Annotated in this window: 11 protein-coding genes; 2 read left to right on the top strand and 9 right to left on the bottom strand. The window is 67.9% G+C overall.

Translation table 11 applies throughout. From position 1 onward, the window contains the following. Positions 1–265 precede the first annotated feature (265 nt). From AC13GI_RS11630 to ttcA, 3 genes are read right to left on the bottom strand one after another with little or no spacing between them, the layout of a single operon-like run. Positions 266–1,045 carry a M48 family metallopeptidase gene (locus tag AC13GI_RS11630; protein WP_482996325.1) on the bottom strand — a complete coding sequence of 260 codons (780 nt, stop codon included), beginning with the start codon at positions 1,043–1,045 and terminating at the stop codon, positions 266–268. Positions 1,046–1,104: 59 nt separating this feature from the next. Then, complete coding sequence (locus AC13GI_RS11625; protein ID WP_089241793.1) at positions 1,105–2,010, bottom strand: recombination-associated protein RdgC; 906 nt, start codon at positions 2,008–2,010, stop codon at positions 1,105–1,107. Between the two features lie 36 nt (positions 2,011–2,046). Beyond that, positions 2,047–2,943 (bottom strand): tRNA 2-thiocytidine(32) synthetase TtcA, encoded by an 897-nt coding sequence (gene ttcA / locus AC13GI_RS11620; protein WP_099819473.1) that lies wholly within the window; start codon positions 2,941–2,943, stop codon positions 2,047–2,049. Positions 2,944–3,033: 90 nt separating this feature from the next. Between ttcA and AC13GI_RS11615 the strand changes: the two genes are divergently transcribed. Further along, positions 3,034–3,237, top strand: a complete 204-nt coding sequence (locus AC13GI_RS11615) for a YdcH family protein (protein WP_482996324.1) — start codon at positions 3,034–3,036, stop codon at positions 3,235–3,237. 218 nt (positions 3,238–3,455) lie between these two features. On the opposite strand, the gene AC13GI_RS11610 is transcribed toward AC13GI_RS11615, so the two are convergent. From AC13GI_RS11610 to AC13GI_RS11585, 6 genes are all read right to left on the bottom strand, one after another. After that, complete coding sequence (locus AC13GI_RS11610) at positions 3,456–3,815, bottom strand: hypothetical protein (protein WP_099819472.1); 360 nt, start codon at positions 3,813–3,815, stop codon at positions 3,456–3,458. After that, complete coding sequence (gene plsB / locus AC13GI_RS11605; RefSeq protein ID WP_099819471.1) at positions 3,812–6,448, bottom strand: glycerol-3-phosphate 1-O-acyltransferase PlsB; 2,637 nt, start codon at positions 6,446–6,448, stop codon at positions 3,812–3,814. The genes AC13GI_RS11610 and plsB overlap by 4 nt, the downstream gene beginning before the upstream one ends. Further along, positions 6,448–7,401, bottom strand: coding sequence for a hypothetical protein (locus tag AC13GI_RS11600; protein ID WP_380657638.1), 954 nt, complete (start codon positions 7,399–7,401; stop codon positions 6,448–6,450). Before AC13GI_RS11600 ends, plsB begins: the two co-directional genes overlap by 1 nt. 317 nt (positions 7,402–7,718) lie before the next feature. Continuing rightward, positions 7,719–8,543 (bottom strand): S1 family peptidase, encoded by an 825-nt coding sequence (locus AC13GI_RS11595; protein ID WP_482996323.1) that lies wholly within the window; start codon positions 8,541–8,543, stop codon positions 7,719–7,721. Positions 8,544–8,762: 219 nt separating this feature from the next. Continuing rightward, positions 8,763–9,488, bottom strand: a complete 726-nt coding sequence (gene pyrF, locus AC13GI_RS11590) for an orotidine-5'-phosphate decarboxylase (RefSeq protein WP_380657634.1) — start codon at positions 9,486–9,488, stop codon at positions 8,763–8,765. Then, positions 9,485–10,405, bottom strand: a complete 921-nt coding sequence (locus AC13GI_RS11585; protein WP_089241807.1) for a 5'-nucleotidase, lipoprotein e(P4) family — start codon at positions 10,403–10,405, stop codon at positions 9,485–9,487. The genes pyrF and AC13GI_RS11585 overlap by 4 nt, the downstream gene beginning before the upstream one ends. Before the next feature lie 100 nt (positions 10,406–10,505). On the opposite strand from AC13GI_RS11585, the gene AC13GI_RS11580 reads away from it, so the two are divergent. Continuing rightward, positions 10,506–11,159, top strand: a complete 654-nt coding sequence (locus AC13GI_RS11580) for a YceH family protein (protein WP_099819467.1) — start codon at positions 10,506–10,508, stop codon at positions 11,157–11,159. Positions 11,160–11,230: the final 71 nt, after the last annotated feature.

Raw genomic sequence — 11,230 nt, 5'->3', positions numbered from 1 at the left:
CCCCCCCCCCCCGGCCACGGAGGGTTTCCGTGCTCACCACGGAAGAGAAAAAGAAGAGCAGGAGCAACGCGGGTCGCGCGCTGCGCGCGCTTTTGTAGTGCCGAAGGTAGCGGCAGGAGCCGCTGCCAACGTCGCTTGCGACGGCCCGGAGGGTGCCGGTCAGGACGACCGGCATAGCCATGCTCGGCTGCTCTTGGTCGCGGTGGCTGAACATCCGCGCCGCGCGCGATAGCCGAGCATGGCTCGGCTCTACAAAATCACAGCGCTACAGCAGCTGCCGAAGCATTGCTTTCAATCTGCGCCCTTCCAGCTGGAAGTAGTCGCGCTGTTCGCGCCAGTCGGGGAAGCGTTGTTCCACTTCGTGCCAGAACGCGGGCGAGTGGTTGGCCTGGATCAGGTGGCAGAGTTCGTGCACCAGCACGTACTCGAACGCGGCGGGGCTGCCCAGTACCAGGGCCAGATCCAGCGCCATGCTGCCGTCGGGGGCCAGCGAGCCCCATTGCGAGGACATCACCTTCAAGCGCAGGCGGCTGGGTGCGCGCGGCAGGCCGGGCAGGTACTTCGGCAGCCAGCGGCCGACATCGGCGCGGGTCTGTGCTTCGTAGAACTCGCGCAGCAGGCGACGCAGGGTCGCATCGCCGCCGCGGCTCGGCCATTGCACGCAGGCACCGTGTTCGTCGATTTCCAACCGCGCGTAGCGCCCTTCCTGCCAGCGCAGCGGCAACAGTTCGCCGCGCAGCGGCAGCACGCCTTCAACACCGGGCTGCAACGCGGCGGGCAGGCCGTGTCCCTGGTAAACGCGCAGCTGCAGGCCCAGCCAGTCGCGATGCTGTTCGAGGAAACGCTCGCCCATCACCAGGCTGGCACGCGGCGGCAGTGTCAGTCGTGCACCGCGCTCATCGACGCTGAGCTTGATCCGGCGCGCGCGCGGATCGCGCACACGCAGTACCTCGATCTCGACATCCTCCAGCCGCAGGCGAACGGTGTCGCGCTGTACGGTGGCGGCAGGGACCGGCGAGATCAGGCGGCGCAGCAGACGGCTCATGCTCCCAGCATAGCGCCGTGCGGGGCCGCCGGATGACCGGCGGCCGACGGCCTGCCTGTTCAGTCAGCCTTGCTGAGCTTGAAGGCTTCTTCCAGCAACAGGAACAGGCGACGGATCTCCGCGCTCTGCAGGGCGAAGCGGGCGTCGAACTCGGCACGGCGGCCGTCTTCGTCCGCGTGCTCCAGCTGGTCCAGCGCACCGTCCAGGAACTTCAGCTTGCGCACGATCAGGTCGTCGCCCAGCACGAACGACAGGTTGTCCTCGAACACCAGGGCCAGCTTGGTCACCTGCTTGCCGGCGTCCAGGTGCTTGTCGATCTCGTCGCAGCGCAGTTCCTGGTGCTGGCACTTGACCACCGCGCCGCCTTCCACAGGATCCTTCATCTCGCACTCCTCGCCCAGGCTGAAGCCGGTGGGCAGGGGCTCGCCGGCGATCCAGCCGGTCAGGATCGAGCGCGGCGCGACTTCGGCGTTCAGCGGCATCGCCGGGAAGCTGCCGAGCAGGCCACGGATGTCGGACATGAAGTACTCGCCGGTCTTGCGGCTGGAGGTGTCCACCACCACGTAGCCGTGCAACTGGTCGATGAAGGCGTCGTTGCGCGAGGACTTCACGAAGGCGCGCGGCAGCAGTTCATGCAGCAGGTCGTCCTTCATGCGCTTGCGCTCACGGCCACCGGGGCGGCGGCCTTCCTTCTCCTCGATCTCTTCCAGCTTGCGCTCGAGCAGGTCGTTGACCACCGCGCCGGGCAGGATCTTGTCCTCGCCACCGACGGTCAGCCACAGGTGTTCGGCAATGCGGTGCGAGAGCGCTTCCTTCTCTTCGCGGCCGAACGGCGAGATGAAACCACGCGAGTTCATTTCCAGCGCGCCGACCGGCTTCAGCAGGGCGTGCGGCAGCAGGGTATCGACTTCGGAAAAATCAGTGGAGGTCGGGAAGCGGAAGAACGTCAGGTTGCGAAAGAACATGGAATTCCGGTGTCTGAAGAAGAAGGGCGCCCGACCTTAAACGGCAGGCGTCTCGGGAACTGCGTCGGCCAGCCAGGCATCGGCATGCGCCGCATCGCCACGGCGGCCCAGGGCCATGAAATCAAACAGGGCGGCATCGGCCAGCTGCGCAGGTCGCACGTCGGCCATCGCACGTGCGATCTGTTCGATGCGCCCGGGATGGTCCTGGTCCCACTGCTTGAGCATCAGGCCGACCTGCCGACGCTGCAGGTTTTCCTGGCTGCCGCACAGGGTGCAGGGAATGATCGGAAAACGGCGGGCCTGCGCGTACTGCGCGATGTCGTGCTCGCGCACGTACGCCAGCGGGCGGATCACCACGTGCTGGCCATCGTCGCTGAGCAGCTTCGGTGGCATGGCGGCCAGCTTGGCATGGTGGAACAGGTTCAGGAAGAACGTCGCCACCACGTCATCGCAATGATGGCCCAGCGCGATCTTGCTGAAGCCATGCACCTTGGCGTGGTTGTACAGCGCGCCACGGCGCAGGCGCGAGCACAGCGAACACATCGTCCGGCCTTCCGGGATGACCCGGCTGACCACCGAATACGTGTCCTGTTCGATGATCTGGTACGGCACGCCCAGCCCGGCCAGGTACTCCGGCAGGACATGCTCGGGGAAACCGGGCTGTTTCTGGTCCAGGTTCACCGCCACCAGTTCGAACGGCACCGGCGCCTTTTTCTGCAGCTGCAGCAGCAGGTCCAGCAGGGTGTAGCTGTCCTTGCCGCCGGACAGGCAGACCATGACCTTGTCGCCCGCTTCGATCATGCCGAAGTCGGCGATGGCCTGGCCGACCTGGCGGCGCAGGTGCTTGCCCAGCTTGTCCGCCCGGTGCCCGGCCACGCGCGGATCGCGCGAAGCGCGCTGCGGGGGATCGGGCAGGGAGATCACGGCGGACATGGCGCCATTCTACCGGCTTGCGGCAGCCCGGACCCGGGGTCGGGATTCCCCTCTCCCGGTAGTCATCGTCGCTGTGTATGCTCGGAGACCGTGGACACCTACAACCCCGCCGAAATCGTCGAACGCCTGCTCACCCTGCGCGCCGAGCACCGGTCGCTGGATGAACAGATCGCGCGCATGGCCGCCAACGGCGAGGATGAGCTGGAGTTCAAGCGGCTGAAGCGGCGCAAGCTGCAGTTGAAGGACTGCATCACCAAGCTGGAAAGCCTGCAGATTCCGGACGAACCGGCGTAACCGGTGGCCCATCCACGCATGGCGTGGATCTACTGCAGGCCCACGCCGCCCCGAAAGCAGATGGCCCGGCCCGGCCCGGCAACACACGGATCCACACCACGCCGGGACATCCCGGTAGATCCGCGCCATGCGTGGATGACGCGACCCGGCAACACCTGGATCCACGCCACGCCGGGACATCCCGGTAGATCCACGCCATGCGTGGATGGGGCCGTGCATCAACGCGGCAGCACCAGCTCCGCATTCCAGGCCGCTTCGCCGTCCACGGTCAGGTCGCAGCGACGCACGTTGCTAGCACCGGTACAGCGCAGCCCCAGCGGATGGCCGTACCAGTCCCCGGCAAGACCCTGCCGAGCAGCCGGTTCATCACCGCTGATACGCACCTCGCCAGCCAGCCACAGACGGTAGCGCGCCGGTTGCCCGGCCTTTGCCTCGACACACAGCCGCACCGGCGCATCGGCTAGTCGCCCCGGCAGGGTATCGTCCACACAGGCCTCTGCAGCCTGCACTGAAGCAACAACCGCAAGGCCTCCGACCGCGATCAACGCGGCCAGGCCCGACAGGCGCCGCAGGTTCAATCCTGCGGTGCCGGTTCGTCCGGGCGCGCCGCTTCCGGGCTGACCCGTTCGATGGTGTGGCGCAGTTCGCGGCCGAGGATGAACTTGGCATCCTTGGCCCAGGCATCCAGGCGCTCGTCGAACAGCAGCTTGCTGTTCTCGTCCGGCCACACCAGGCGCAGCTCGCGCAGCTTCTGGATGAAGCCGCGGAACAGCGACTTGTCGAAGAACTCCGGCGCGGCCGGCGCGTAGAGCAGGCTCAGGCGCTGCGCGGCCTGCTGGCACAGGCTTTCCAGCTCGGCGGCGCCGAGCGTGCCCGGGCCATTCTTCACCAGCACCGAAATGGCGATGTAATACCGCTCGAACGCCTGCTGCAGCGAATGCCCGATCGCCCGCAGGCGGAACACTTCGTCGGTCTGCCCGGTGTTGCGCGCGAGGATGCCGCCGTCGTCTTCGTTGACGTTCTGCAGCAGGCCCTCACGCACGAACACGTCGATGGTCTGGTCGATGCGCTGGGCGAACTCGTCCTCGGTCCACGGCAGGAACAGTTCGGCCTGCAGGAACGGGTACACCGTGCGGCCCAGCTGGACCAGGCCGGTGCGGCTCATGCGGCGGTTGTTCTGGAAGCAGCAGGCCACCCACGACGACGCGGTGAACAGGTGCACCACGTTGTTGCGGAAATAGCTCAGCAGCACCGCGGTATCGCCGCTGACGCTGAGCACGTCGCCCAGCGGGTGCTTGATGCGGGTGAGGACGTTGATCTCTTCGGCGTGGGCGATGATCCGCTCCGGCGAGTGCGGGGTCACCGTAACCCGGCCCGAATACGGCATCTCCACCAGCAGGGTCTTGCACAGCTCGATCTGCGCGATCAGGTCGGCCTCGCCCATCGCATGCTTGGGCGTGGACAGCAGGGCCAGCGCCAGCAGGTTGATCGGATTGACGTCGGCGGCGCCGTTGATGCGCACCTGGATGCGCTCTGCCAGGGTGTCGACGGTGGTCGACAGCCACGAGGGCTTCTCGTCCTCGGACACCGCCTCGCCACCCCACTCCGGGGCCTTCTCGGCCAGCACGTCGTTCAGCGCGATCGGTTCGCCGAAGTTCACCACCACCTGGCCGTAATTCTGCTTGAGCACCTTGGGGATGCCCCACAGCAGCTGCCAGATCGATTCCTTTTCCTTCGGCCGCCCGGACAGTTCATCCAGGTAGCTGCCACCTTCCATCAGCTTCTCGTAGCCGATGTAGATGGGCTGGAACAGCACCGGTTTGCGCGGCTGGCGCAGGAACGCGCGCAGGGTCATCGAGATCATGCCGCCCTTGGGCTGCAGCAGGCGGCCGGTACGCGAGCGCCCGCCCTCGACGAAGTACTCGATGGAATAGCCGCCTGCGACCAGCTGCGCGACGTACTCGCTGAGCACCGCCGAGTACAGCGCGTTGCCACGGATCGAGCGGCGGATGAAGAACGCACCGCCCTTGCGCAGCAGGGTGCCGACCACCGGCAGGTTCAGGTTGATGCCGGCCACGATGTGCGGCGGCACGATGCCACGGTCGTACAGCAGGTAGGACAGCAGCAGGTAGTCCATGTGGCTGCGGTGGCTGGGCACGTAGACCACTTCGTGGCCCGGTGCGGCGGCCTTGAACTTGTCCAGGTGGTGCACCAGCACGCCGGCGTAGATGCGGTTCCACACGTGGCTGAGCATGAAGCTTGCCGAGCGCACCACCGGGCTGGAATAGTCCGCGGCGATTTCCCAGGCGTAGGCGTGCGCCTTCTTCCAGGCATCGCTGGTTTTGCTGTTGTCGCGCTTGGCCTGGGAGGCGATCGCCTCACGCACCGTCTCGGCGGCCAGCACCTGGTCCACCAGCAGGCGCCGGGTCGACAGGTCAGGACCGATCACCGACTCGCGGATGCGGCGGAAATGGGTACGCAGTACGCGCTGCAGCTTGCGCACCGTACGCTCGGGCTCCAGGCCCTCGTCGATGGTCGAGCGCAGCGAGATCGGCGGTGCGAAGCGGACGATGGTGTTGCGGCCGTTCAGCAGCAGGCCGAGCAGGCGGCGGAAACGGCCGACCAGCGCCCAGTTTTCCGAGAACAGCACGGCGAACCAGCCGCTCTGCTTGTCCGGGGCGCGACCGACGAAGATCGATACCGGCACCAGGTGCACGTCCAGATCGTCGCGCACGCGATGGGCCTGCAGGACCTTGGCCAGCGAATCGGAATGGGTCTTGGCGCCGCGCTGTTCGGGAATCAGCGAGTTGCTGGAGCTGCGGCGCGACAGCGCCAGGTAAGCGCGCTTGCGGCCGGTGGGGTCACCCGCCAGCGGCACCAGCGGCGACGGCAGGCCTGCCTGGCGGCAGGCCTTGTCCAGGATCAGTGCGTTGGACAGGCCGTAGTCTTCCAGCACGTACATGACCGGGCGGCCATCGTTGTACTGGCCCGGGTCTTCCGGCTCGATCTTCAGCGACAGCCAGGGTTCCACCAGACGCCCGAGCAGGCGCGCCCACAGCGGGCGGCGACCGGCAGGACGCGCGTGCACAGGCGTCGCCGCTGGCGGCGTGCCGGCGTCGGTCGAGGGGGACGCAGGCGCCGTGTCGGCGGGCGTCGGCTGGGATTCTTCGCCGGGGAACGGCAGCGGGTTCTGTTTCGACATCGACGTCATTATGGCTTAGCCGATGGCGTTGCCGCTTCCCCATCGGTTGCGGGGGCGGGCACAGGGTCCGGAGCAGCGGCGGCGCGGGCGGCATCGGCCTGGCGCAACAGGGCGTCGGTATCGGCCAGGGTGCGGGTCAGGTACCAGTGGCCCTCGCGCCGGCTCAGCGGCACCTGCACGGTCATTGCGCGGCCGGCAAGCTCGTACTGCAGGCGCACCAGGGCGTTGTCCCCTTCCACCGACAACAGCTCGCCGCGCACGCTGCGCAGCGCCTCGTCCACGCCCAGCCCGTAGCTGGCCAGCACAGCCTTGACCGTGTGGATGAACGGCGCCAGCTGCTGCAGGCTGCCTTCCATCCCCGCAGCTTGCAGGCCGGCGTCGTCCTGGAAGCCGACCTGGGCCGCGGCACCGACGAGCGCGGCGATGCTGCTGCGGGCCCTGGCGCGGTCGCTGATCGGCGCGTCCTGGGCCCACGCGGCCAGGGTCTGCACCAGCTGGATGTAATGCGCCTGCTGGCCAGGCGTGTAGCCCTTCTGGTGCCGCAGGTACTGCACACCGAAGTTGCCCATCGACTGCGCGGCCTGGCGCACGGCGCGGGCCTGGCCGGCCAGCTGGCGGTCAAAACTGTGCTGCAGCTGCACGGTGGCGCCGGGCTCGCGCAGCGCCGCCAGCATCGGCAGCAGCTGGTCGCCGAGCGGCAGTCCGGTCAGCGGCCACTGGCTGTGGCCATCGGCCCAGGCCTGCTGCAGGCGCTGGTACTGGCTGGGCGGCACCGACAGTTTTGCGTAGCCGACCAGGTCGTCCTCGGCCAGCCGTTGCGCCATCGCCTGTACGGCGGCGACAGGTTCGGCCGGCGCGGCGGCCGGATCACTGCCGGATTCACGGCACGCGGCGATGGCCAGCAGCAGCATGGCCGCCAACCCCCATCCCCGCGCAGACCTTCCTCGCACTACCACGCTCATGCAATCGGACTCCCCGGACCGGTCCGCATCTTGCGGCCTGCGACATGACAGCGGCAAGCCGGGGCGTCACGGTTTCCGCCATGGCCTGCGCTGCGCGGTGGATTCACGACATGCGCCGACGGGTCCTGCCCGCACCGGACGGACAAAAAAAAGAGCCCGGATCACAGGGATCGCAGACTCTTCAAACCGGCGCAAGGCCGGTGGACAGTGTTGTGGCGCATGTCCGGCCCGAAGACCGGATGGCGGCGATCCTACGCTGCCCGCAAAGTTAACGCAACACATGACAAAACATCACTCAACCCATTGATTTCATTGAATCAATCGCGTTTCCAGACCGCTTCTATGAAATCTACGGCATGTTTTTCGGCGATTCGGGCATAAACGCCGGGATACCCGGCCAGCGCGCAGCCTTCGCCCCAGCTGACGACACCGAACTGGGTCCAGCCCTCGCGCAGGCGCAGCAGCAGCGGACCGCCGGAATCGCCCTGGCAGCTGTCGACCCCCTCGCGGCCGGCGCAGATGACCTTGCCGCGTGCCAACTCGCCTGCATACGCCTGCTGGCACTCGGCGAAGGGCACAAACGGGGTCTGCACCGTCTGCAGCTGGGTGGGATAGAGCCGCCCGTCGGTGATATCGGTGTCGCCCCAGCCGATCACCGTGAACTGCCTGCCGGGCTTCAGATAGCTGGCATCGGGCCGCAACCGCAGCGCCACCGGCTGCGCATCGGCCAACGGCGTACCCAGATGGATCAGGGCGACGTCATGCTCCAGCGAATTGCCGCTGTTGAACGCCGGATGCATGTGGATGGCCGTGACGTTGGATGCGCGTGCCGACGGTTCGGTCGACAGCGCAGTGACGCCACCCAGCACGGCCAGATCAGCGGGGCGATCGCCGTCCACGCAGTGCGAGGCCGTCAGCACCCATGAGGGGGAAATCAGCGTGCCGCCACACCAGTGGCGACCGTGGTCACTGTCACCGAACGACAGGCGCTGGATGCTGACCATGAACGGGTAGTCGCCGGGCCTGGCAGCCTCGCCGCCGATGATGCGCGGCGCTTCGCGGGGCTGGGGTGCCGCCGCAGCGGGAAAGACGATGGCGGCGGCCAACAGGCTGGCGAACAGCAAAGAGGGGCTGCGATACATATCCGTGTATTCCTCTGTCGATGGTTGGAACCGGCACGGCCGCGGTCCGTGCTGGTGCATCGAGTGATAGAGGCCGCTCCAACCGCGCAGCGCGATGTGGCGCACAGTTTCCCGGGCTGGGGTCGGGTGCGTCAGGGCAACAGGCACAAATGCGAACGCCATCCCGCATTCGGCGGGATGGCGTTCGTAGTGCCAGCGTGACCGCCGTCGGAGCGGGGATCAGCGCGCGGCCAAAGCCGTCGCGATTTCCTGCTGGATCGCCCGTGCTGCGGCCTGCGGATCGGTCGCCAGGCGGATCGGACGACCGACCACGATGGCATCGGCGCCATCGGCAAACGCCTGCGCCACCCCCACGGTGCGCTTCTGGTCATCGCCGACCGGACCACCGGGGCGGATGCCCGGGCAGACGATCGAGAAACCGGCGCCGGTCGCGGCACGGATCGGACCCGCTTCCTGGCCGGAAGCGATCACGCCGTCGATGCCCGCAGCCTGTGCGGCCAGCGCGCGCTCGACCACGACCTCCACCGGCTCGCGGTCGATGCCCATCTGCGCCAGGTCCGGGCGGCCCATCGAGGTCAGCACGGTCACCGCCAACAAGCGCATGTCGCCGCCGTTGGCGGCCGCGCAGGCCTCCATCATCGCCGGGTGCCAGCCGTGGATGGTGGCGTAGCTGACCGGCCACTGCGCCAGGCGCTTGATCACCGCCGCGGCGGTGGCGGGGATATCGAAGAACTTCAGGTCGACGAACACCCGCTTGTCGCGGCGCGCCAGTTCGTCCAGTACCTGGAAGTACTCACCGGAGGCGAGCAGTTCCATGCCGATCTTGTAGAACGCCACGCTGTCACCAAGGCGGTCGACCCACTCCAGCGCCTGCACGCGGTCAGGCACGTCCAGCGCGAAGATCAGACGCTCGTCGTCACGCAGCGGCAGCGGGGCGCGGCTCACGGCGCGTAGTCCAGCGCGGCACGCTTGGCGTCGTGGCGGGCCTGGCGCGACTGCGCGTAATCGTTGTTGAACTGCGCCGGCTCGAAGCCGCCGTAGGTCGGGTTGGGCAGCATCCACCAGCGCTCGCCGAACCAGTCGTGGTACTGCTGCAGCAGCGCGTCGCGGCCATCATTGGTGTTGGCGGTCACTTCCACGAAGTCACCCAGCTGGTCGCCGAACTGCATCAGCACACGGTACTTCTGGCCGGCCAGGCGGCGGCGGCAGTTCTTCTCGCTGCCGGCCTGCTCGCAGCCTTCGACCACGGTGCCCAAGCCGAGGAACACGCTGTCATCGGCCACCGGCAGGCCCTGCTCGCGCAGGTTGGCCAGGGTCGCGTCCTTCAGGTGCACGGCGCGGTTGGAGATGTACAGCAGGGTCACGCCCTTGGCGTTGGCCGCCTTGGCGAAATCGACCACGCCGGGAATGGCCTTGGCCTTCTTTTCGGCAACCCACTGGTCCCAGCTGAGTTCGTCGTATTCCTTGCCGTCACGCACCAGGCGCGCCTGGTAAGGCGAGTTGTCCAGCACGGTCTCATCCACGTCCAGCACCACGGCCGGCTTCAGGCCCTTGGCCTCGTTGCCGCGCTCTTCCGGCACCAGCGCATCCCAGTGGGCTTCCTTCAGCGCGACGTCCAGGTGGTCGGCGGCCGCGCGGTAGGTCTGCTCGGTGATCGCCTTGTATTCCTGCGCGCGCTGCATCCACAGCACGGCATTGAGGTTGTCGTTGGCGGTCGCGTCAAGCGCGCCGTCGGCCTTGGCGGCAGCGGCCGGCGCTTGCGGGGTGGCGGCTTCGGCAGGCGCTTCCACGCGCTTGCAGGCGGACAGGCCCAGCGCCGCGGTGGCGAGCAGGGTCAAAGACAGGGACACAGGACGACGCATGGATTCACCGGCAATCAGATATACCGGCCCATTTTACCGGCAAAGGCACCGCCGGGACGGCTATGCTTGGTGGTTGACCTGTTGTCTTCCGGAAGCCGCCATGACCGATCCTGCCCAGACCCCCGACGTTCCGCTGCTGGATGCCGTACAGGCCCGCCTGCTGGGCTGCCTGGTGGAGAAGGAAGCCACCACCCCGGACACCTACCCACTGACGGTCAACGCCGCGCAATCGGCCGCCAACCAGAAGACCGCCCGCGAGCCGGTGATGAACGTGAGCGCCGGCAGCGTGGAGCATGCGCTGCGCCAGCTGGAGACCCTGGGCCTGGCCCGCCAGCACTTCTCCTCGCGCGCCGACCGCTACGAGCACCGCCTGCAGAGCGCGCTGGACCTGACCCGGCAGCAGACCGTGCTGCTGGCCCTGCTGCTGCTGCGCGGGCCGCAGACCCTGGGCGAACTGGTCACCCGTGCCGAGCGCCTGCATCGCTTCGCCGATACCGACGAAGCCCGCCACGCGATCGAACGCCTGCAGCAGCGTGCCCTGCTGGTGGTGCTGCCGCGCGTCAGCGGCCAGCGCGAGGACCGCTACATGCACCTGCTGTGCGGTGAAGTGGACGGCGCGGCGTTGGCAGCGAAGTACGCCAGCAGTGGCGGCAGTGCCGAGTCGGCCGAGCCCGGCCTGGCCGAACGCGTGGCCCAGCTGGAAGCGGCCGTGGCCGAGCTGCAGGCCCAGCTGGCGGAACTGCGCGGCGGCTGAGGCGGTGGGTGCCGACCGTTGGTCGGCACGGTGGGACAAGGTCGGTGCGCACCACCAGGGGCCCCCCCCCC

The sequence above is a fragment of the Stenotrophomonas sp. 82F1 genome (genome assembly GCF_056861525.1).
The sequence above is the reverse complement of the archived record's forward strand: the minus strand, read 5'-3'. Positions and strand labels throughout refer to the sequence as shown.